A 21889-nucleotide genomic window follows, 5' to 3' on the forward strand; every position below is an offset into this window, starting at 1 on the left:
ACTGCAACTCATTCGACTCTAGCAGGCCGGGGGTCGTCGTGGTGGAGGATTTCACCCCCGGCACTTCGGGAGGCTCTCCCGGGGGTGACCGCAGTGGCACCGGCGCCCTTCCCAACGCATCGCCTGCCCAGGGGAGTTGCTGATGTGACGGGAGGGGCGGGAGGGTCGGCGACCCGCCCGGAAATACCGGCGACGGCGGGTGTGGGGCCGCCGAGGGCGACCGCGGGCCGCCGGCCCGGTCCCGGCGGCCCGCGGCCCGCCGCCGGCACCTATTTCCGCCGGTCCGGCAGGGAACAGCAGTACCCGGATTCCGGTTCTGTGCGAATTCGAGACCTTCGGAACGGCCCGCTCCCGTGCGTTCCGGCGCATACTGGAGGGGATGACGAAATCAGCAGCAGTCCGGCGCACCCTGCCCACCAGCCCCTTCAAGGCCCGGGTCGAAGCACCTCTCAAGCGGTTCGCCGTGGGCGACCGGGTCACCCACGACACGTACGGCCTCGGCCGGGCCATCGCGGTCGAGGGTGACGGCGACATCGCGGTACTCGTCGACTTCGGTTCACGGCAGGAGCGGATCACCCAGCCGTACACCGCCATGTTCAAGCTCTGAACCGCAGTTCGAACTCCGACCCGGGGCGCCCCGGGGCCGTGCCGGCCCCGGGGACGCAGTGCTGTCCCGCCGCACCGCGGAAGCCCCGGCACGTCGGCCGCTGACGGACGACCGTGCCCCGGCGCCGGGGCACGGGCGCGGGCCTGCCACGGACCGTCAGCCCCCGTGACCGCCGCGGCCCCGGTGCGGTGCGGTCCGCGCCTGTGAGCGGGGCAGCCGCCAGACCTTGTCCTCACCGGTCTCCGCGGGAGCGAGCCGTTCGGCGGGCCGGCACGCGTGCTCGACGAAGCCGAGGCGCCTCGGAACGGCGCCGCTCGCACGGTTGGCCGAGTCGTGGACGATCTCGACGTGGTCGACGCCCGGGAGGAGAAACGCCTGTTCGACCAGGGCCCGAGCGGCTCTGGTGACCAGGCCGCGGCCGGTGGCGGCGGGGTGCAGCCAGTAGCCGATCTCCATGCCGTGACTCGGCCGGTCGGCGCGGCGGAACAGCTGGCAGGCGCCGACGATGGCCTGCTCCGTCACGATCGCATAGGTGTACGCGTCCCCGTTCTCCCACTGTTCGGTGCGGCGGGCCAGGAAGTCGCGGGTGGTGTCGAGGCTGTGCTCGGCGACCCAGGGCATCCACGGCCGGAGGTGGTCGAGCGACTCCTCGATCACCCGGAAGAGTTCGGCGAGGTCCGCCTCGCCCTCGAAGCAGCGCAGCGTCAGGTCGTCCAGCGGGATCAGCTCGGGTGGGGAGGGCATGCCACGAGCCTTGCGCAGGAGCCTGGTCGGTCACAACCGGATTCGCCCCGCGAGGGCCGTGGTCGGGTAGTCGGTAGTCCGTGGTCAGGCGGACTCACGGACGACCATGCGCACGCCCAGCAGGTTCTGCGTGGTGGGCACCTGGTCGGGTTCGGTCACCAACCGGTCGACCAGGGCGGCGAGTTCGTCCCCGTCGGGCAGAGTCAGGTGGACGGTGGTCAGCCTCGGTCGGAGCAGTCGGGCCAGCATGAGGTCGTCGGCACCCACCACGGCGACCTGCTCCGGTACCGCCAGGCCGGCGTCCTGGAGGGCGCGTTGGACGAGCATGGCGTACTCGTCGTTGTAGGCGAACACCGCGTCCAGGGCCAGGGCGCGGCAGCGATCGGCGAGTTCGGCGGCGGCCTGCTCGGTGTAGTCGAGCGGGAGGGGCTCGACGTGCACGGCGCCGCCCGCGTCCGCGACGTCCGAGCCGCCCGAGGCGGCGGCACGCACCCCGGCCAGCCGGAGACTGCTGAACGCGTCGAGGCCCGGATCGGTCGGTACGACCACGCCGATCCTGCGGCGACCGGTGGCGACGAGGTGCGCCCCGGCGGCGGCACCGACCTCGCTCTGGTCCAGGACGAGGGTGTGCGCACCCGCGACCGGAGGAATGCCGAGGGTCACGACCGCCCGAGTGCCGGCCCGGTGCAGGGTCTCCACGCCCGAGGGAGTGAGCACCGGCTCGATGCAGAGCACCGCCGCCGGGCGCAGCTCGGCCCAGGCGCGGGCGGGATCGCCCCCGGTACCCGGGCTCCGGCCGTACAGCACGCCGGTGTACCCGTGGCGTTGGAGGGCCTGCTGCAGCTCCCGGTAGAAGGAGCTGAACAGCGGGCCGATCGGCCAGGAGTGGCCGACCAGCAGCACGATCGCGCTCCGGCCGGCCCGCAGTGAGCGCGCGGCGGCGTGCGGGACGTAGCCGAGCTCCTCGGCGGCGGCCCGCACCTTCCGCCTGGTCTGCTCGCTGACCCGGCCGCCCGGCGTGTCGTTGAGTACGAAGGACACCGTGGCGCGGGACACCCCGGCCAGGCGGGCGACATCGGCGCTGGTCGGCGGCGTGCTCGGCTTCGTGTGGATGGTCATAACGGTTGGAATCTTTTCACGACCGGGGGCTGGCGTGGAGGGCGGATCCCCTGATACATATCTCGCATGGCCTTGGTAACACGTGTAAGCAGATCATGTGTAAGCACATCACGTGTAAGCACAGCGCGTGCCACCACCTCGGCCATCCGAACCTCCCTTCCGCCTGCCCGGCCCCCCACCCACGCGCCGGGCGCTCCCCCTGGAGGGCAATGTGGCCCTTTCCCCCACCAGACCCGATGACAGACCCGACGGCAGACCCGACGCGAATCCCGGCTTCGGTCCCGATACGACGCCCGGTCGCGGGCCGGACACCGACACCGCACCCGGTGGTCCGGCCGAGCCGTCCGGCCCGGCCGCCACGCCCGGCCGCGGCCTCCTCCCGTTGCTGTTCGCCGGCAACACCGCGATGTACGCGCTCTACATCGGCGTCGCCGGCGTCCTGCTGCCCCTGCAGATCGAGCACATCGACCCCGCCGCGAAGGTGGCCAACCTCGGTCTGGTCAGCGGCGTCTCCGCGATCTTCGCGACCGTCTTCAACCCCTTCGCCGGCGCGCTCTCCGACCGCTCCGGCCGCCGCAACCCCTGGATCCTGGGCGGCGGGCTGGCCGCCGTCGGCGCGATGGCCCTGCTCGGCAGCGTGGACTCCGTGCTGCTGCTCGCCATCGTCTGGTGCCTCGGCCAGGCGGTGATGAACTTCTACCAGGCGGCCCTCACCTCGGTGGTCCCCGACCGGGTGCCGACGGCCCGGCGGGGCGCGGCCTCGGCCGCGGTCGGCCTGGGGCTGCCGGTCGGCAGCACCGTCGGGGTGGTGATCGGCTCCGCGTTCGCCGACCACTACCGCACCGGCTACCTGCTGCTCGGCCTGATCGTCGCGGCCGGCGCCGTGCTCTTCACCGCCGGCGCCAAGGAGCAGCGGATGCCGGCCAAGGCGCCGACCCCGCTGCGGGAGCAGGCGGCCGCCTTCCTCGGGGTGCTCCGCACCCACGACTTCCGCTGGGCCTTCATCGGCCGGTTCCTGCTGGTGCTGGGCTACTTCGCGGTGGTCGGCTACCAGCTCTACATCCTCCAGGACCACATCGCGCTGCCCGAGGGGATGGCGGCCGCCGACGCGGTGGCCGTCCTGACCCCGGTCTCCTCGGTGGCGATGGCGGTCTCCACGGTGGTCGGCGGGGTGCTCTCGGACCGGCTGAACCGCCGCAAGCTCTTCGTCGCCGTCTCGGCCGTGCTCTCGGCGGTCGCCCTGCTGATCCCGGTGGTCAGCCCCACCTGGCCCGGCATGATCGTCTTCTCCGTGGCCAACGGCCTGGCCTTCGGCTGCTTCATGGCCGTCGACACCGCGCTGGTGACCATGGTGCTGCCCAAGGCGGAGGACGCCGCCCGGGACATGGGCGTGCTCAACATCGCCAACGCCGGGCCGCAGATCCTCGCGCCCTTCGTCGCCTCCGTCGTGGTCGGCCTCGGCGGGTACACCCCGCTCTTCCTGCTCGGAGCGGTCCTGGCTGTCCTCGGCGCACTCGCGCTGAAGCCGATCCGCAGCGTCCGCTGAGCGGTCCCCCCGGCCCGCGCATGCCTCCGGGCCCGCGCAAGCCCCCCCAGCCCGCGCAGGCCCCCGCGCTCGGGCACCCCCTCACGTCCGAGCTTCCCCAGAAAGGTTCCATCCCATGAAGTTGCACACCCAGGAGTGGGGTTCCGGCGACCGCGTCGCCCTGCTGGTGCACGGCATCATGTCCGACCACCGCACCTGGCGGCGGGTCGGCCCGGCACTGGCCGAGCGCGGGTACCGCGTCATCGCCGTCGACCAGCGCGGCCACGGACGGAGCCCGCGCGGCACGGGCCGCACCGCACAGGAGCGCTACGCCCTGGAGGCGTACGCCGAGGACCTGGTGGAGACCCTGCTGGCCGGGGCGGAGCTCGCCGTCGGCCACTCGCTCGGCGGCATCAGCCTGCTGGGCGCGGTCGAGCGGCTGAAGCCGGCCCGCGCCGTGTACGTCGACCCGGCCTGGCAGTTCGGCCGGGTCGAGGGCGTCGACCCGCGGATGTTCGTGGAGTTCCGGCACGCCACCCGGGAGCAGATCACCGCGCTGAACCCGCGCTGGGAGGCCGCCGACGTCGACGTCGAGCTCGCCACCCTCGCCGTCTGGGACGAGGAGTCGGCCCTGGCGTTGTCCGGCCAGGAGTGCGGCCTGCCGGCCGTGCCGGCCGTGCCCTCGCTGGTGGTGCTGGCGGACGACAGCTTCCTGGTGGCCGCCGAGGACGCCGAACTGCTGCGCGCCCGCGGCTTCGAGGTGCGCACCGTGCCCGGCGCCGGCCACACGGTCCACCGGGACGACCACGACGGCTTCCTGACCGCGCTCGACGGCTGGATCTGAACGATGAACGACCCGAAGGAGACCGCCATGACCGCCGACGCCAGGCGCGAGGCCGCCGTCGAGGCCGCCCTCGCGCGGCTGGACCTGACCGCCAAGGTCGCCCTGCTGAGCGGGGCCGACATGTGGTCGCTGCCCGCCAACGAGGAGATCGGGCTCGGCCGGCTGGTGATGTCCGACGGCCCGGCGGGCGTCCGCGGCGAGCACTGGACCGCGGACGACCCGTCCGTGGCGCTGCCCTCGCCGACCGCGCTCGCCGCCACCTGGGACGTCGACCTGGTCCGCCGGGCCGGCCGGCTGCTCGCCCAGGAGGCCCGCCGCAAGGGCGCCCACGTGGTCCTCGCGCCGACGGTCAACCTGCACCGCAGCCCGCGCGGCGGCCGCCACTTCGAGTGCTACTCCGAGGATCCGCTGCTCACCGGCGAGATCGGCGCGGCGCTGGTCGCGGGCGTCCAGGACGGCGGCGTCGGCACCACGCCCAAGCACTTCGTCGCCAACGACTCGGAGACCGACCGCTACACCGTCGACGTCCGGGTGGACGAGCGCACCCTGCGGGAGCTGTACCTGGCGCCGTTCGAGGCGATCGTCAGGAAGGCCCACCCGTGGGGCCTGATGGCCGCCTACAACGGCGTCAACGGCCGGTCCATGAGCGAGCACGACGAGCTCAACAACCGGGTGCTGCGCGAGGAGTGGGGCTTCGACGGGATCCTGGTGTCGGACTGGACCGGCGCCCGCGACACCGTCCGGGCGGCGCTCGGCGGCCTCGACGTCGCGATGCCCGGCCCGGCCACCGTCTACGGCGAGCACCTGGTGAGGGCGGTCCACGAGGGTCTGGTCCCGGAGGAGACGGTGGACGGACTCGCCCGCCGTGTCCTGCGGTTGGCCGCCCGGGTGGGGCTGCTGGCCGGAGCCCCGGCCGCGGTGCCGGCCGAGCTGCTGCCCGCGCCGATCGACGGCGAGGCGCTGGTCCGTGAGCTGGCGGCCCGCTCCTTCGTGCTGCTGCGCAACGAGGGCGGCGTGCTGCCGCTGGACCGGGCGCCGGCCCGCGTGGCGCTGATCGGCGCGGCCGCCGCCGAGGCCCGGATCGGCGGTGGCGGCAGCGCCCAGGTCTTCCCGACCCGGGTGGTCAGCCCGCTGGACGGCCTGCGCGCGGCGCTGGGCGAGGGCACGGCCCTCGTCCACGCGGTCGGCGCCGACCCGCGGACCTTCCTCCCCCCGGCCGCCTTCCCGTGCACCGCCGAGCTGCTCGGCGCCGACGGGCACGCGCTCGGCACGGCCGCCCTGCCCGAGGGCGGCGTCCGCTGGCTGGGCGCTCTGCCGGGCGGCGTGTCCTTCGAGGACCTGGCCGAGGTCCGGCTGACCGGCGTCCTGGCGGCCGACGCCGACGGGCGGCACCGGCTGGCCGTGCGCGGCGTCGGCCGGTTCCGGCTGGAGGCGGACGGTGAGGTGCTCTTCGACGGGGTGCTGCTGCCCGAGGGCGCGGATCCGGCCGCGGCCTTCCTCAACCCGCCGGAGCGCCGCTTCGAGCTGGACCTCGCGGCGGGCGGGCGGACCGTGGTCACCCTGACGTGCACCCTGCCCGAGGCGGCCGCCGTGGCCGGCTTCGGCCTGGTCTCCTTCACCCTCGGCCACGCCGCGCCGACCGTCTCCGACGACGAGCTGATCGAGCAGGCCGTCGCGGCGGCCCGCGCCGCCGAGGTCGCGGTGGTCGTGGTCGGCACCACCGAGGAGGTGGAGAGCGAGGGCGTCGACCGGGCGGGTCTGCGGCTGCCCGGCCGCCAGGACGAGCTGGTCGCCCGGGTCGCCGCCGCCAATCCGCGCACGGTGGTGGTGGTCAACGCGGGCGCCCCGGTCCTGATGCCGTGGCGCGAGTCGGTCGCGGCCGTGCTGCTCGCCTGGTTCCCCGGGCAGCAGGCCGGTGAGGCGCTGGCCGACGTGCTGCTCGGCGCGGTCGAGCCGGGCGGCCGGCTGCCCACGACCTGCCCCGCCGAGGAGGCCGACAGCCCGGTGTGGGAGGTCGCCCCGACCGACGGCCGGCTGGAGTACACGGAGGGCCTGTTCATCGGCTACCGGGCCTGGCAGCGCCGGGCCGGCGCGGCGCCCGCCTACTGGTTCGGCGCGGGCGGCGGCTACACGGACTGGTCCTACGAGGGCATGGAGGCGCGCTTCGTCGGCGACCACGACACGGTCGCCGAGGTCGCCGTCCGGGTGCGCAACACCGGCGCCCGGCCCGGCCGTGAGGTGGTCCAGGTCTACCTGGCCCCGGACGGGGTCGACCGGACCCGCCCCGATCTCCAACTGGCCGGATTCGCCGTGGTGGAGGCCCGCCCCGGCGAGACGGTCACCGCCCGGGTGCGCATCCCGCTGCGGGCCGTGCAGACCTGGGACACCGCCGCGCACGACTGGGCGGCCAGGCCGGGCGTCTACACCGTCTCGGCCGGCCGCCACGCGGCGGACCGCCCGCTGACGGTGGCGCTGGACGTCGTCTGAGTCGACGCACGCGGAGGGGGCCCGGCCGCCGGCCGGGCCCCCTCCGCCGTCCCCGCGCGGGTCAGAACCGCGCGATGCGCTGCCAGGGGCGGACCGCCTCGACGGCGGCGGCCGCGCGGAAGACCGTGACGTCGTCGTACGTCCGGCCGACCAGCTGGACGCCGGTGGGCACGCCGGTGGCGGCGACGCCGGAGGGCACCGACAGCACCGGGTGACGGGCGGCGATGTTGAACACCGTGGTGAGTGCGGTGTCCACGTAGTGCTCCAGCTCGACGCCGTCCACCACCGGGCGGGTCACCGTGTAGTCGTCGTCGGCGAGCAGCGCCGGAGTGCCCGAGGTGGGGCAGAGCAGCACGTCGTAGCGGTCGAGCAGCTCGCCGAGCACCGCCTGGATCCTGGCCTCGATCTCCAGGCCGGCCAGGAAGGCGCCCGGCTCCCGGCCGGCCGCGCCGGCCTGCTCGGCGAACGCGAGCGCGTACGGGGTGAGCAGCTCGCCGAACTCGGCGGCCACCGAGGAGACGTAGGGGCCGAAGACGGCCCCGAAGTGGATCATCGAGGCCGTCCGCACCTCCTCGCGGGAGAGCTTGACGTCCACCTCCTCGACCACCGCGCCGGCCGCGCGCAGTGCCTCCGCGACGGCCCGGGTGTTGGCGGCGACCTCGCGGTCCACCGGCCAGTCGCCGAGGTCGGGGGAGTAGGCCACCCGCAGCCCGGCCACGCCCTCGAACCGGTCGGGCAGCACCAGCTTGGGCCGCAGCGAGACACCGTCGAGCGGGTGCGGTCCGGCGATGACGTTCTGCAGCAGCGCGGTGTCGGCGACGGTCCGGGCCATCGGGCCGTCGTGGCAGTAGGTGTCCAGGTTGAACGGCGCCATCGCGGGGACCCGCCCGTACGGTGGCTTGTAGCCGACCGTGCCGGTGCAGGAGGCGGGGAGGCGGATCGAGCCGCCGATGTCGGAGCCGGTGGCGAGGGTGGTCGACCCGGAGGCGAGTGCGGCGCCCGAGCCGCCGGAGGAGCCGCCGGGGGAGTAGGCGGGGTTCCACGGGTTGCGGGTGATGCCCCACAGCCGGGACTGCGTGAACATCGCGCAGCTGAACTCCGGTGTGGTGGTGCGGGCGTGCACGATGCCGCCGGCGGCGAGGATCCGGTCGACCACCGGGTGGGTGCGGTCGGCGGTCTCCTCGCGGAAGGCCAGCGAACCGTCGGTGGCGCGGCGGCCGGCGATCGGCTGCTCCTCCTTGGTGGCGACGGCCAGGCCCTCCAGGGGGCGGGGCGGCTCGCCCCTGCCGCCGTAGCGGGCCTCGGCGGTGCGGGCGGCGGCGAGCGCCTCCTCGAAGGTGCGCTCGGCGAGCGCGTTGACCCGGGGCTCGACGGCCTCGGCCCGCTCGATGACGGCGGTCATCAGCTCGACCGGGGAGAGCGAGCGGTCCCGGAAGCGGCGCAGGGCCTCGGTGGCGGGGAGGTGGGCGAGTTCGGTGCTGTCGGTCATGCGCCGGTCTTCCGTTCGATGGGGTGGTGGCGTTCGGCCTGAGCGGCCTCGGTGCGCTGGAGCTCGCGGCGGCCCTCGGTGATCCGGGCCGGGTCCCAGCCGCGGCGCGGGACGGAGTCGAGCAGCAGCCGGGTGTAGGGGTGCTGCGGACGGCCGAGCACCCCGGCGGTGTCACCGGCCTCGACCACCCGGCCGTCCTTGAGGACGATCACCCGGTCGGTGATGTGCCGGACCACGGCGAGGTCGTGGCTGACGAACAGGAACCCGATGCCCGCGTCCCGTCGGATGCCGGCGAGCAGGTCGAGGATCTGCGCCTGGATCGAGACGTCGAGGGCGGCGACCGCCTCGTCGAGGATCAGCACGCGGGGTTCGGCGGCCAACGCCCGGGCGATGGCGACGCGTTGGCGCTGGCCGCCGGAGAGCCGGCGGGGCAGCGCCGCGGCCTCCCGCTCGCCGAGTCCGACCTGGTCGAGCAGTTCGGCGACCCGGGTGCGCCGGGCCGCCGGGCCGCGCGGGGAGTGCAGCCGGAGCACCTCGTCGACGCAGGCCGCGACGGTGATCCGGGGGTCGAGCGAGAGGTACGGGTCCTGGAAGACCATCTGGATCTCGCGGGCGCGGGCCAGCCGTTCGCCGCGGCCGCGGGCCCGGGCGGACCGGTCGCGGCCGTCCAGGTGGACGGTACCGCCGTCGGGGGTCTCCAGGCCGACCAGCATCCGGGCGGTGGTGGTCTTGCCGCAGCCGGACTCGCCGACGATGCCGAGCGAGCCGCCGGGCGGCAGGGTGAACGAGACCCCGTCGACGGCCCGGTGGTCGCCGAAGCGCTTCCGCAGGCCGGCCACGACCAGGCCGGGGGAGGGGGCGGTCGCGGCAGGAGACGTCACAGCAGGATCCCTTCGTCCGCGCGCAGACAGGCGGTGAGGCCGTCGCCGTGCGGTTCCAGCGGGGGCGGCTCGGCGGTGCAGCGAGGCTCGGCGAAGGCACAGCGGGCGGCGAAGGCGCAGCCGGTCGGCGCTTCGGCGAGCGACAGCGGCCGGCCCGGGATCGGGCGCGGCGGGGCGGCGTCGGGCTCGATCCGCGGGGTGGAGGCCAACAGGCCCGCGGTGTACGGGTGCCGCGGGTGCTCGAACAGGTCGCGGGCGGACCGGGTCTCGACGATCCGGCCGGCGTACATCACGTACACCCGGTCGCAGATCGCCGAGGCCAGCTCCAGGTCGTGGGTGACGAAGAGCATGCCGGTGCCGCGCTCGGCCTGCAGCCGGGTGAGGATGGCGATCACCTCGGCCTGGGTGGTGACGTCCAGCGCGGTGGTCGGCTCGTCGGCGAGCAGCAGGGAGGGCCGCCCGGCCAGCGCGGCGGCGATCACGACGCGTTGCAGCATGCCGCCGGAGAACTGGTGCGGGTAGCGGCGCAGCGCGCCGCGCGGGTCGCGGACGCCGACCGCGTCGAGGAGTTCCTCGGCGCGGGCGGTGGCCTGTTCGGCGGGGGTGCCGGCGGCCCGCAGGCCCTCGGTGAGGAAGTCGCCGACCCGGCGCAGCGGGTTGACCGAGGCGCGCGGGTCCTGGAAGACCATGGCGACCTGACGGGCCCGCAGGTCGCGCAGGCCGGACCGGTCCATGGTCAGGACGTCGCGGCCGGACACCCGGACCCGGCCGGTGGTCGTGGCACGCTCGGGCAGCAGCCCGAGGATGCTGCGGCAGGCCACCGACTTCCCGGAGCCGGACTCACCGACCAGGCCGACGGTCTCGCCGGCCGCGACGCGCAGCGAGACTCCGTCCAGGATCGGCCGGGCGGCTCTCCCGCCGGTCAGCTCGACCGTCAACTTCTCGATTTCCAGAAGGGTTTCGGTCATCACCGCTCCCGCCTCGCGATCCGGTCGGCGATGCCCTCGCCGACGATTCCGAACGCCACGACGGCGACCACGATGCAGACGGCGGGCGCCAGCGCGGGCAGCATGGCGCCCTGCAGGACGGCCTGTTGGCCCTCGTTGATCATCGCTCCCCAGTCGGCGGTCGGCGGTTGGACGCCGAAGCCGAGGAAGGACAGCGCCGCCAGGTCCATCAGCGCGTACCCGAAGTTGATCGCCGACTGGGCGAGCACGGTGGGCGCGATGTTGGGCAGCAGGTGTCGCAGGCAGATGGTCCAGCCGGACCAGCCCTGCACCAGGTAGGACTCGATGTACGGCCGGGCCTTCTCCTGCCGGGCGATGCCGCGCACCAGGCGCCCCACGTACGGGCTGTAGGCGATCGCCATGGCGATGACCGGCGCGGTCAGGCCCGGCCCGGTGACCGCGACGAAGAGGATCGCCAGCAGCAGCCCGGGGAAGGAGAACACCAGGTCCATCGCGCGGGACAGCAGGGCGTCGACCCAGCCGCCGCGCCAGCCGGCCACCACGCCGAGCAGGATGCCCAGCACGGTGGAGAGGCCGACCACCAGCAGCGGGCCGAGCAGGCCGGTGCGGGCCCCGTACAGCAGCCGGGACAGGATGTCGCGGCCGGACTGGTCGGTGCCGAGCAGGTGGTCGGGCCCGGTGCCGACCAGGCTGGAGCCGAGGTCCATCAGGTCCGGGTCGTACGGCGCGAGCACCGGGGCGAGCAGTGCGACCAGCACCAGCAGGGTCAGCACCAGCACGGCGGTGGTGAACAGCGGGCCCTGGCCGAGCGCCTTCAACCGGCCCAGCAGGGGGCGGCGGTGGGGCTCGACAGCGGCGACGGCGGTCATGCCGCACCTCCTCGACGGATGAGCGAGAGCCGGGGATCGACCAGGGGTGCCAGCAGGTCCACGGCGAGGTTGACCAGGACGAACCCGGTCACGGTGAGCAGGGTGATCGCCTGGACGACCGGGAAGTCCTTGACGGTCACCGACTGCACCAGCAGCGAGCCGACGCCGGGCACGTTGAACGCGGTCTCCACGATCGAGGTGGAGACCAGCAGCCCCGCCAGCATCGAGCCGCCGACCGTGACGATCGGCCCGAGCGCGTTGCGCAGCACGTGCCGGCGGACCACCGCGCGCTCGGCGACGCCGCGGGAGCGGGCCACCTCGACGTGCTCGCGGCCGAGTTCGTCCAGCATCGAGGAGCGGGTCACCCGGGCCAGCAGGCCGGTCAGGGTGACGGCGAGGGCGACGGCCGGCAGGGTCAGGTGGTAGAGCCGTTCGCCGAAGCCGGCGCCCTGCGACCCGGGTCCGGGGAACCAGCCGAGCTGCACCGAGAAGACCGAGACCAGCACCAGCGCGCTGGCGAACGGCGGGGTGGCGGTGGTGATGCCGGTGCCCACCAGCACCACCCGGTCGACCCAGCCGCCGCGCAGCGCGGCGAGGACGCCGGCGGACACGCCGAGCAGGCAGACCAGCAGGGCGGCGTACCCGACGAGCAGTGCGGTGGACGGCAGCCGGGAGCCGATCAGCGCGCCGACGTCCTGGCGGAACTGCACCGAGCGGCCGAAGTCGCCGTGCAGCACGCCGCCGAGCCACTTCAGGTACTGGGTGAGGAAGGGGTCGTCCAGGTGGTACTGGGCGGTGATCGCGGCCCGCGCCTCCGGCGTCGCCGGATGGCCCTTGAGCAGGAAGGACACCGGGTCCCCGGGGGCGAGGTGCACGGCGCTGAAGACCACGAAGGAGGTCACCAGCAGCACGCCCGCCAGCCCGAGGAGCCGGCCGAGGAGGTAGCGGGTCATCAGTTCGCGGCGCCGATCGTCGCGGCCCACGGGTAGTACAGCTGGGCGATGCCGGTGGGCGCGCCGGTGATCCGCTTGTTGAGGAACAGCGAGTACGGCGCCTCGTACAGCGGGATGCTCGGCAGCTCGTTCACCGCGATCTGCTGCAGTTCGGCGGTGAGGTCGGCCCGGGTGGCGGGGTCGGCGGCGGCGATCGCGCGGTCGAAGAGCGCGTCGTAGGCGGGGTTCGACCAGTTGCCGTAGTTGCCGAAGTCGCCGGTGTGCAGCGACTGGTAGAACTCCAGCGGGTCCGGGGTGTTGTCGTAGCCGTTGGTCACCACCAGGTCGATGCCCGCGCGGGCGGCCGGATCGACGAAGAGGGCGGTGTACGCGTCCGGTGCGACCGGCTTGAGTTCGACGTCCAGGCCGATCTGCTTGCCGGCCGACTGCACGGCGTTGGCGACCACGCTGATCTCCGGGGCGAGCGAGCTGGTGGCCATCACGACCTTCCGGCCGGTCGCGCCGGCCTCCTGGACCAGCTTCTTGGCGCCCGCCAGGTCGTAGACCGGCTCGGGCAGCGCGGCGAAGTACCCGGCGGTGCGGTCCGGGGCGACGCCCCAGGCGGCCTGCGCGGCGGGGGCCTTGGCGGGGGTGCCGACGCCGGCCGCCGCGGCCTTGACGATGGCGGTGCGGTCCAGCGCCTTGGACAGCGCCTGACGGACCCTCAGATCACCGAGGGTGCCCTGGAGGTCGAGGACGGCGAGGCCGGCGGCGCCGGTGTTCGGCCCGAAGTGCACCGTGCCCCGGTCGGAGGACCTGAGCTGTGCCAGCGAGGCGGAGGGCACCATGTAGCCGCCGTCGACCGAGCCGGAGAGGAAGGCGTTGGCGCGGGCGGCCGGGTCCTGGATGAAGACGAACTTCACGCTGTCCGCCTTGGGGGTCAGCGAGGTGTCCCAGTAGGCGGGGTTCTTCTTCAGGGTGAGGCTGTCGCCCTGCGACCACTTGTCGACCGCGTAGGGGCCGGTGCAGTCGACCCCGCCCTGGGGGCTGCCGTAGTCCTTGCCCGCCTTGGCGAGGTAGGCCGCGCTCTCGACGGTGCCGGGGGAGGCGGCGAGGAGTTCGTTCAGCAGCACGTCGGGCTTGGTGAGGTGGATGGTCACCTCCAGCGGGCCGCTCTTCTCGATCGAGTCGACGTTCTTGAAGGCGCTGCCCCAGGAGGAGCCGGTGGCCGGGTCGAGGTGGCGCTGCAGGGAGGCGACCACGTCGTCCGCGGTCATGGTGGCGCCGTCGTGGAACTTCACGCCCTCGCGCAGGGTGTACACCCAGGTCAGCGGGTCTGGGTTGGTGGACTTCACGGCCAGGCCGGGGGCGATCTTCAGGTCGGGGGTGACCCGGAACAGCTGTTCGCAGACGTTGGCCAGCACGGTGTTCGGCGGGTAGTCGTAGGCCACCGCGTAGTCGAGGGTCTGCGGTTCGGCGTACAGCGACCAGGTGAAGGACGGGATCGCGCCCTTGGCGGCGGGGGTGTCGGGGGTGACCTGGTAGGCGGCGGCGTCCGTGGAGCCGTCGGCGTTCTTGGTGGCGCCGGAGCAGCCGGTGGCGGTGACGGCGAGCAGCGTGGCAGTGGCGAGCAGGCTGGCGGATCTGGACAGGCGCAAGGAGACCCACCCCTTTCAGGGCGTCGTGGGGGGCGCTTGGAGATGGTGGCGAGTATTGATGCGGGAACGTTCCCGCACAAGCCCTTGCGGGAACGATTCTTCAGAGGTCACGGAAGGGTGACGCGAGGCGGCCGGGGGTGGCAGCATCGGCACATGACGCAAACCCCGCGCGGCGGCGGACCGACCGCCTCCCCCCGAGTCCGCCTGGTCGACGTCGCCCGCGAGGCCGGGCTCTCCAAGACGACGGTGTCGGCCGCGCTCAACGGCACCGGCCGGATGTCCGAGGCGGTCCGCGAGCGCGCCCGGGAGGCCGCCCGGCGACTCGGCTACCGGCCGAACGCCACCGCCCGGCTGCTCCGGGCCGGCCACGCGCGGCTGATCGGGTACGCGGTCGGGGAGTTCGCCACCTCCCCCTGGGCCTACCTCGACTCGCCCTACTACGCGCGGCTGACCAGCGCGACCGCCCAGGCGGCACTGCAGCACGGGTACGCACTGGTGATGCTGCCCACCAGCTCGGGCCCGGGCGAGTGGGCCGACCTGCCGCTCGACGCGGCCATCGTCGCCGACCCGATGGCCGGCGACCCGATCGTGGAGGACTTCATCGCCGCCCGCATCCCGGTCTTCACCGACCGCTCGGTGGAGGGCCGGGCCGGCGCGTTCTGGGTGGACATCGACACCGACGCGGCCGTGACCGAGGTTCTGGACCACCTGCGCGCCGAGGGCGCCCGACGGATCGCCCTCGTCCTGCCGGACACCGCGATCCGCTTCCACGCCGCGCTGGTCGACTCCTACCGGGCCTGGTGCGCCGGGCACGGCGCCGAACCGCGCGAGGAGTTCTCCAGCGGGCCCGGCAACGGCCCGGCCATCGCGGCGGTCGAACGGGCGCTGAGCGCGGCCGAACCGCCGGACGCACTGCTGGTGGCCAGTGAGGCGAGCCCGCCGCTGATCCTGGACGCCGCCCGGCGGCACGGCCGCACGGTGCCCGGGGACCTGCTGCTGGTGTGCATCAGCGAGGACGCCGCGGCCGAACACGCCGACCCGCCGGTCAGCACGCTGAGCCTCCAGCCGGCCCTGGTCGCGGTGGCCGGGGTGGAACTCCTGGTCGCGGCCCTGGAGAGCGGCGAGACCGAGCCCACCGGCACGCTGGTGGACACCCGTCTGGAGATCCGCGCCTCGTCCAGGCGGCGGTCCGAAGGGACCCGCCGTCGGACCGGGGTGCGAGCGGGCGACGAGTAGGGTGGGGCGCGGCCGATGATTGTCTGGACCACTGGAGCACCCGATGAGCCTGACCCCTGCCCCTGACGCGCTGCTCCCGGTCGGGGTGATCGGGCTCGGCGACATCGCCCAGAAGGCCTATCTCCCGGTCCTCACCGCGCTGCCCGGCCTCGACCTGCGGCTGATGACCCGGGACCGGGCCAAGCTCGACCGGATCGGCGACGCCCACCGGATCGCCCCCGAGCACCGCTTCACCGACCTGGGCGCGCTGATCGGCAGCGGCATCCGGGCCGCCTTCGTGCACGCCGCCACCGACCAGCACGTCCCGATCGTCGAGCAGCTGCTCACGGCCGGCGTCGACGTCTACGTCGACAAGCCCCTCGACTACACCCTGGACGGCTCCCGCCGGCTGGTCGACCTCGCCGACCGCACGGGCCGCTCACTGGTGGTGGGCTTCAACCGCCGCCACGCGCCCGGCTACGTGCAGGCGAAGGAGCGGCCGCGCGACCTGATCGTGCTGCAGAAGAACCGTGAGGGCCTCCCCGAGGCGCCCCGCCCGATGATCTTCGACGACTTCATCCACGTGGTGGACGTGCTCCGCTTCCTGGTGCCCGGCGAGATCGAGCACGTGGACGTCCGCTCCCGGGTGCGCGACGGCCTGGTCGAGCACGTCGTGCTCACCCTCGCCGGCGAGGGTTTCACGGCGCTGGGGATCATGAACCGGGTCTCCGGTTCGACGGAGGAGATCCTCCAGGTGTCCGGCGGCGACTCCAAGCGCGAGGTCCACAACCTCGCCGACGTCATCGACCACCGCGGTCAGCCCACGATCCGCCGCCGCGGCGACTGGGTCCCCGTCGCCCGCCAGCGCGGCATCGAGCAGGTCGTCCTCGGCTTCCTCGACGCCGTCCGCGCCGGCAAGACGCTCGACGCCCACGACGCCCTGCGCACCCACGAGTTGTGCGAACTGATCGTCGGGCGCCTGGAGTCCGCCTGAGCTTCGGACGACACGGCCGCCGCCGTCCGGAGCGGACGGCGGCGGCCGTGGTGGGGGTCGTCATGGTGGGGGCCGTGGTGATGGGGGTCAGCTCCAGGGGTTGGCCGGCGAGTCGTTGATCGCGGTCCAGAAGCGGGTGTTGCTGGGGATGTTGCCGTAGGCCCAGAAGGTCCAGCCGCCGGTCTGTTCGAGGTTCGGGCCGTAGTGGCCGTCGTGGAACTCGGCCTCGCGCCAGCCGCTGCCGTAGGCGGCCTGGCAGACGCTGTCGGCCGCGGCGCGGCTGTTGAGGCGGGAGCCCTTCACCGGCTGGCTGAGCGCGACCGTACCCAGGGCCCAGCCGTTGTGGAAGGCGATGGTCAGGCCGGCCGGGGCCGGGCTGCCGTCAACGTTGAGGCAGAGTACGGGAAGTGAGGCCGACGGCGCGGTGTCGCCGTGGTAGGCGTCGCTCGGGCTGCCGGCCGGTCCGCCGACCTGGACGGTGCCCTCCGGCCCGTAGGCGACGACCCCCCAGGTCATCCCGTAGTGCGTGGCGGGCCCGGTCGCCGCGTCGGCCGGGACGGCGGTCAGCGGGACGAGGGCGGCTGCGGCGATGGCCGCCGCCGCGGCGGCGAGGCGCTTGGTGCGGGTCATGGGGTTCCTCCAGGAGCTGCGGACCTGTGGTGGGAAGGCGACCGGTCCCTCGCGGTTCCGGTACGGACCGACCCTCTCAACCGGCAGCACGATTTCGGCACGGTCCGGTCACCGGGTCCTCGTCGGCCGTGACGACCCGACGGCTCACCCGGCCGGCGCCGAGCCGCGCATCCCGGTCCGGTGCGACTGGTGAGCCGTCGGCGTCAATCCCGGTGGCGAGGTGACAATGGGGCATGCCATCAAGCCCGGACCCGACCGATCCGCTGCGGGTGACGCCGGATCAGGCCGCCGCGCGGGGAGAGCACTGGTGGCCGGTGGTGCTCGCGGTCACGGTCGTCGCGGTGCTCCACGTGACGCTGCCGAGCCGCTACCGGGTCGATCCCGCGTGGGTGCTGCCGGTCGCCACGTTCTCGCTGCTGGCGGTGCTGGTCGTCGGGGACCCGGGCCGGATCGACCGCCAGAACGCCTGGCTCCGGGTCGTCACCCAGCTCCTGGTCGGCTTCATCACGGTGGCCAACATGTTCGCGGGCGTCCACCTGGTGGCGGACATCCTGACCGACAACAGCCTGTTCGCCAACAACGCCACCGGGCTGCTGGCGACCGGCGGCGTGGTCTGGGTGACGAACGTGGTCGCCTTCGCGCTCTGGTACTGGAGCCTGGACCGCGGCGGCGCCGCCGCCCGCGCCCACCGTCCGTCCGAGAACCCGGCGTTCGTCTTCCCCGAGATGCAGTACGCGGACCATGCGCCGGCCGGCTGGGTGCCGCGGTTCGCCGACTACCTGTCGCTCTCCTTCTGGACCGCGACGGCCTTCAGCCCCACCGACGTCTCGGCGATCAAGGTGTGGGCCAAACTGCTGATGATGACGCAGGCGGCGATGTCCCTCGCCCTGGGCACTCTCGTCATCGCCCGGGCGATCAACATCCTGCAGTGACCGCGATTCGGGATTGCCCCTGGTCCCGGGCGCGTTGAGCGGTACTGTGGACCTTCACGGTTGCCGGACGCGAAACGGACGGGCGATGCACGCACGCCGACTGCGGGACGAGCGGGTGGTCTTCGGACGCCCGCCGCTGTCGCACGCGGCGTTCCGCCCGTCGTCCGGAGCCCACTGCGCGGTGACCGGCACCCGGGCCCGTGGCGCCCGGCTCGTGCGACGCCGCTGGATCGACGGCGTCGGCTCGCCGACCGGCCTCTGTCGCCCGTAACGGTCCGCACCCGCCCGTCGCCCCGGCGCGCCCGGTAGCCCTGCCCCTCGTGGCCCGTACCGGCCTCCTGCCTCCGGCCTGCCCGGAACGTGCCGGACACCTGCCCGGTGCCTGCCCGAGGCCCGGTCACGCCCGGCCACACGCGGTCACGCCCGGCCACGTCTCCGCTGAAGACACCGAGAAGATCAAGATCGAGGAACGGCTTCGCATGCCCCAGCACCCCGTGCTCACCCCCGACGACACCACACCCACCACGGACGACGCCTCCGGCGCCGCGCACCGCCACCCCCTGGACAACCCGGCCCGGGCCGCCCTGCTCGGCCCGCACGCCCACCTCGCCGAGCGGCACGGCGACGTCCTGCGCTACCCGGCCGACGTGTCGCCGTTCGTGGCCCTCCCGGACCGGCCCGACCGGGAGACCTGGCGGAACGTGGCGGCGCTGTACGGACCGGGCGGTGTCGTCAGCGCCTCCGGCTCCCCGGACACGGTGCCGGCCGACTGGGAGATCCTCATGCAGGGCCCGGGTGTCCAACTGGTGGACGAAGGCGTCCGGGCCGTGCCCGACGAGGAGGCCGTCCGGCTGGGCCCCGCCGACGTGCCGGAGATGCTGGCCCTGGTGGCGCACGCCCGGCCCGGCCCGTTCCTGCCCCGCACCATCGAGCTCGGCGGCTATCTGGGCATCCGGCGCGGCGGTGCCCTGGTCGCGATGGCCGGGGAGCGGCTGCGCCCGCCGGGCTGGACGGAGATCAGCGCCGTCTGCACGGCCGAGTCGCACCGGGGACAGGGCCTCGGGTCCCGGCTCGTCCGGGCGGTCGCGGCCGGGATCCGTGAGCGGGGCGACACGCCGTTCCTCCACACCTCGGCCGACAACACCACGGCGATCCGGCTCTACGAGTCGCTGGGGTTCCGGCTGCGCCGGCAGGTCACCTTCCTCGGCCTGCGCGTCCCCGGCGGAGACCGGAACGGGTGACGGCGGCCCCTGCCGGACCCACCCGAGGACCACCGCACCGAAGAAGCACCGAAGCAGCACCGAAGCACCGCACCGTTCCACCCCTTCCAAGGAGTTCGATGTGAGCCAGAACGTGAACTACGCCAGCCCCGCCGACACCGCCGTCCACGGCGAGTACCGGATCACCAGGGCCCCGGGCGACGAGCGCCCGCTGTACCGCTTCACCGGGCGGATCACCGCCGACGGCAGCAGCGGGTTCCTCGCCGAGCCCGGCCGCTACCACATCTACGCGGGCTGGTTCTGCCCCTGGGCGCAGCGCACCACCATCCAGCGCGCGCTCAACGGGCTGGAGGACGTCGTCTCGGTCTCCTACGTCGACGGCGGGCGCGACGGCCGGGGCTGGGCCTTCCGGGAGACCCACGGGCCGGACCCGGTCAACGGGTTCACCCTGCTGCGCGAAGCGTACGAGCGGACCGAGCCCGGTTTCGACGGGCACATCTCGGTGCCGACGCTGTGGGACCGGCAGACGGGACAGGTGGTCAGCAACGACTTCCGGACCATCGGCATCGACCTCGCGACGCAGTTCGGCCGGTGGAGCAACGGGGCCGACGCCTACCCGGAGGACCTCCGGGCCGAGATCGACGCGCTGGACGCCCGGCTGGGCCCGGCCGTCAACCACGGCGCGGGCGCGGCGGCGGGCACCGGGGAGGCCGCGCTGGCGGCCCGCGCCACGCTGCTGGAGACCTTCGCGGAGCTGGACAGCCGGCTGGCCACCAGCCGCTACCTGCTGGGCGACCGGCTGACCGAGGCGGACGTGCGGCTCTGGGTGACGCTGGCCCGCTTCGACGTCGGGCCCAACCGCGCCCGCACCATCACCCCCGGCCTGGCCGAGTACCCCCACCTGTGGGCCTACGCCCGCGATCTCTACCAGCAGAAGCCGTTCACCGGGACGACGGACTTCGCCACCTTCACCGAGCCGGGCGCGACCGTCCCCGACTGGAACGCCCCGGTGGAGCGCCCGCAGGTCGCCTGAGCCCCGAACCGGCCGGGGCCCCGGGGCCGGACCCCGGGGCACCGGCCGTGCGGCGGCGGCGCAGCGGCTCGCGGTCGCACGATCGAACCCGTGTGATGGGATGTCGTCGACGAGACGGGCGGGGACGGGCAAGGGCGGGCGATGGTGCGGAAGGTGACCGTGGACGAGTCGCGGGCGCGGGGGCTCATGCTCGGGTCGGCACTGGGGGACGCGGCCGGGGCGCTGCGGGGTCGCTGGCCGGCCGAGGGGCCGTTGCCGATCGGCGTCAGCACGCAGCTGGCGGCGTTCACCGCGGAGGGCGCGATCCGCGCCTCGGTGCGGATGAACCACCGGGGCATCAGCCACGCACCGTCCGTGGTGTGGCACGCGTACTGCCGTTGGGCCGTCCTCCAGGGGATCGAGCCCGAACGGATCTCCGAGCGCTGGACGGCCGGCGGCGGAAGCGCCTGGCCGGACGGCTGGCTCGTGCAGGTGCCGGGCCTGGGGGTGCGTCGCGGTTCCGCACCGGCCACCGTCACGGCGCTGACCGGCCTGATCCAGGGCACTCCGGAGAAGCCGGTGACCGGCAGCCGGGGTGCCCACGCGCTCACCCGGGGTCTGCCGCTCGGGCTCCTGTGGGCGCTGTCCGGCGCGGACGACTGTGCCCTGTCGGTCCGCCGGACCGCTGCCCTCACCCACGGCGCCCGGGACGCGCAGGACGCCGCGGTCGGCGCGGCGCAGGTGGTGGCCCGCTGCCTCACGGAGAGCGATCCGATCACGGCCTGGACGGCGTCCTCGCCCGGCGACGGGCACCCGTTCGACGCCGTGGTCCGCAGCCTGCCCATGCCGCACTCGGCGACCCCGGAGACCGTCCTCGACCTGCTGAAGGCGCCGGGGGGCAGCCCGGACCCGGGGCAGCTCGCCTGGATCGCCCCGGACGCGACGGCCTCCTCGGCGCTGCTGGGCGCGCTCTTCGTCGTCTCGCGCCTCCCGGGCCGGGACACCGTGCGCGCCGCCCTGGAGTTCGCGGCCGGTGCGCCCGACGGCAGCTCGGTGGCGTGCACGGCAGGTGCGCTGCTCGGTGCCGCGCACGGTGTCGGGGCGCTGCCGGCAGGGCTGCTGAGCCGACTCGAACTCGCCTGGGTGATCGACACCTTGGCGCGTGACCTGTTGCAGGAGTACGTCGATTCGCCCGGTGGCGGCGACTACCGGCCGGCTCGTGACCCCCTCTGGTGGCCCCGCTATCCCGGCTGGTGAGCGCCGGCCGGCCCGCCCGGTCGTCACCCGGAACACCCCGTCGCGTGCCATGACCGCTGGTCAGCGGGTCAGGGCCGGTCCCTCCGACGCTCGTGGCCGGCCCCGCGCGGCGGCGCGGGAGGAGGGTCGAGCGCGGCCGCCTCCTCGCAGACCCGTTCTCAACGGGCATTGACGCCGGTCGTTTTGTTGATCTACGGTTCCAGCGCGCCACGAGTTCCGGTGTTCAAGCCCTGGCTGGCCGGACGGCAACCCCCTGACGCGGTGGGGTGCTCCAGGTGAAGGCTCGGTGGACGTCCCGTTCCACAAGCGCGATCGCTCCGGCCATGGGCCGGCGCCAAGACCAGGAGGTTGGAATGGCAGGGCTGTTCAGCCGCCGCCACATCGACCTGCTGCTGGTCTCCAGCGCACTCTGTCGCCGCTGACCACCGGACGGCCGCCCGGCCGGACCGGTCCAGTGATCGGCTCCTTCGCGATGCGCACCGCCCGGACACCGGCACGGCCCCGTT

20 protein-coding genes and 1 riboswitch are annotated in these 21889 nt (G+C 74.1%); of the genes, 11 read left to right on the forward strand and 9 right to left on the reverse strand.

Annotated features, from left to right (window positions below):
- Positions 1-379: 379 nt before the first annotated feature.
- Positions 380-607 carry a hypothetical protein gene (locus tag ACFVYI_RS13270; RefSeq protein ID WP_360640631.1) on the forward strand — a complete coding sequence of 76 codons (228 nt, stop codon included), beginning with the start codon at positions 380-382 and terminating at the stop codon, positions 605-607.
- A gap of 156 nt (positions 608-763) precedes the next feature.
- On the opposite strand, the gene ACFVYI_RS13275 is transcribed toward ACFVYI_RS13270, so the two are convergent.
- Together ACFVYI_RS13275 and ACFVYI_RS13280 are read right to left on the reverse strand one after the other, a co-directional pair.
- Positions 764-1351 (reverse strand): GNAT family N-acetyltransferase, encoded by a 588-nt coding sequence (locus tag ACFVYI_RS13275; RefSeq protein ID WP_387884393.1) that lies wholly within the window; start codon positions 1349-1351, stop codon positions 764-766.
- A gap of 84 nt (positions 1352-1435) precedes the next feature.
- Positions 1436-2470, reverse strand: coding sequence for a LacI family DNA-binding transcriptional regulator (locus ACFVYI_RS13280; protein WP_387884395.1), 1035 nt, complete (start codon positions 2468-2470; stop codon positions 1436-1438).
- A gap of 382 nt (positions 2471-2852) precedes the next feature.
- On the opposite strand from ACFVYI_RS13280, the gene ACFVYI_RS13285 reads away from it, so the two are divergent.
- From ACFVYI_RS13285 to ACFVYI_RS13295, 3 genes are all read left to right on the forward strand, one after another.
- Positions 2853-4016, forward strand: a complete 1164-nt coding sequence (locus ACFVYI_RS13285) for an MFS transporter (RefSeq protein WP_387884397.1) — start codon at positions 2853-2855, stop codon at positions 4014-4016.
- Between the two features lie 115 nt (positions 4017-4131).
- Positions 4132-4839: an alpha/beta fold hydrolase gene (locus tag ACFVYI_RS13290; protein ID WP_387884400.1), complete on the forward strand. Its 708-nt coding sequence runs from the start codon at positions 4132-4134 to the stop codon at positions 4837-4839.
- Between the two features lie 3 nt (positions 4840-4842).
- Positions 4843-7326, forward strand: a complete 2484-nt coding sequence (locus ACFVYI_RS13295; protein ID WP_387884401.1) for a beta-glucosidase — start codon at positions 4843-4845, stop codon at positions 7324-7326.
- 61 nt (positions 7327-7387) lie between these two features.
- On the opposite strand, the gene ACFVYI_RS13300 is transcribed toward ACFVYI_RS13295, so the two are convergent.
- The 6 genes from ACFVYI_RS13300 to ACFVYI_RS13325 are packed head-to-tail and all read right to left on the reverse strand — an operon-like array spanning position 7388 to position 14123.
- Positions 7388-8815: an amidase gene (locus ACFVYI_RS13300; RefSeq protein ID WP_387884402.1), complete on the reverse strand. Its 1428-nt coding sequence runs from the start codon at positions 8813-8815 to the stop codon at positions 7388-7390.
- Entirely contained in the window at positions 8812-9696 is an 885-nt protein-coding gene (locus ACFVYI_RS13305; RefSeq protein ID WP_387884405.1) for an ABC transporter ATP-binding protein, read from the reverse strand. Before ACFVYI_RS13305 ends, ACFVYI_RS13300 begins: the two co-directional genes overlap by 4 nt.
- On the reverse strand, positions 9693-10664 hold the full coding sequence (locus tag ACFVYI_RS13310) for an ABC transporter ATP-binding protein (RefSeq protein ID WP_387884408.1): 972 nt from the start codon (positions 10662-10664) through the stop codon (positions 9693-9695). Before ACFVYI_RS13310 ends, ACFVYI_RS13305 begins: the two co-directional genes overlap by 4 nt.
- On the reverse strand, positions 10664-11533 hold the full coding sequence (locus tag ACFVYI_RS13315) for an ABC transporter permease (protein WP_387884410.1): 870 nt from the start codon (positions 11531-11533) through the stop codon (positions 10664-10666). Before ACFVYI_RS13315 ends, ACFVYI_RS13310 begins: the two co-directional genes overlap by 1 nt.
- Positions 11530-12486: an ABC transporter permease gene (locus ACFVYI_RS13320; protein ID WP_387884413.1), complete on the reverse strand. Its 957-nt coding sequence runs from the start codon at positions 12484-12486 to the stop codon at positions 11530-11532. Before ACFVYI_RS13320 ends, ACFVYI_RS13315 begins: the two co-directional genes overlap by 4 nt.
- Positions 12486-14123 carry an ABC transporter substrate-binding protein gene (locus tag ACFVYI_RS13325; protein ID WP_387884414.1) on the reverse strand — a complete coding sequence of 546 codons (1638 nt, stop codon included), beginning with the start codon at positions 14121-14123 and terminating at the stop codon, positions 12486-12488. The genes ACFVYI_RS13320 and ACFVYI_RS13325 overlap by 1 nt, the downstream gene beginning before the upstream one ends.
- 153 nt (positions 14124-14276) lie before the next feature.
- Between ACFVYI_RS13325 and ACFVYI_RS13330 the strand changes: the two genes are divergently transcribed.
- On the forward strand, positions 14277-15359 hold the full coding sequence (locus tag ACFVYI_RS13330) for a LacI family DNA-binding transcriptional regulator (protein ID WP_387884417.1): 1083 nt from the start codon (positions 14277-14279) through the stop codon (positions 15357-15359).
- Positions 15360-15402: 43 nt separating this feature from the next.
- Positions 15403-16332 (forward strand): Gfo/Idh/MocA family protein, encoded by a 930-nt coding sequence (locus ACFVYI_RS13335; RefSeq protein WP_387884419.1) that lies wholly within the window; start codon positions 15403-15405, stop codon positions 16330-16332.
- Between the two features lie 87 nt (positions 16333-16419).
- On the opposite strand, the gene ACFVYI_RS13340 is transcribed toward ACFVYI_RS13335, so the two are convergent.
- Positions 16420-16962: a hypothetical protein gene (locus tag ACFVYI_RS13340; RefSeq protein WP_387884421.1), complete on the reverse strand. Its 543-nt coding sequence runs from the start codon at positions 16960-16962 to the stop codon at positions 16420-16422.
- Positions 16963-17195: 233 nt separating this feature from the next.
- Between ACFVYI_RS13340 and ACFVYI_RS13345 the strand changes: the two genes are divergently transcribed.
- The 5 genes from ACFVYI_RS13345 (at position 17196) to ACFVYI_RS13365 (ending at position 21383) form a co-directional block, all read left to right on the forward strand.
- Positions 17196-17894, forward strand: coding sequence for a hypothetical protein (locus ACFVYI_RS13345; RefSeq protein WP_387884424.1), 699 nt, complete (start codon positions 17196-17198; stop codon positions 17892-17894).
- 85 nt (positions 17895-17979) lie between these two features.
- A complete protein-coding gene (locus tag ACFVYI_RS13350) occupies positions 17980-18165 on the forward strand; it encodes a hypothetical protein (RefSeq protein ID WP_387884427.1) in 186 nt (61 codons plus the stop codon).
- Between the two features lie 208 nt (positions 18166-18373).
- Entirely contained in the window at positions 18374-19135 is a 762-nt protein-coding gene (locus tag ACFVYI_RS13355) for a GNAT family N-acetyltransferase (protein ID WP_387884429.1), read from the forward strand.
- A 100-nt stretch (positions 19136-19235) separates the two neighbouring features.
- On the forward strand, positions 19236-20147 hold the full coding sequence (locus ACFVYI_RS13360; RefSeq protein ID WP_387884431.1) for a glutathione S-transferase C-terminal domain-containing protein: 912 nt from the start codon (positions 19236-19238) through the stop codon (positions 20145-20147).
- A gap of 153 nt (positions 20148-20300) precedes the next feature.
- Positions 20301-21383, forward strand: coding sequence for an ADP-ribosylglycohydrolase family protein (locus ACFVYI_RS13365; RefSeq protein WP_387884434.1), 1083 nt, complete (start codon positions 20301-20303; stop codon positions 21381-21383).
- 205 nt (positions 21384-21588) lie between these two features.
- A riboswitch (SAM riboswitch) is annotated at positions 21589-21698 on the forward strand.
- Positions 21699-21889: the final 191 nt, after the last annotated feature.

Source organism: Kitasatospora sp. NPDC058218 (assembly GCF_042882445.1).
Classification (GTDB): Bacteria; Actinomycetota; Actinomycetes; order Streptomycetales; family Streptomycetaceae; genus Kitasatospora.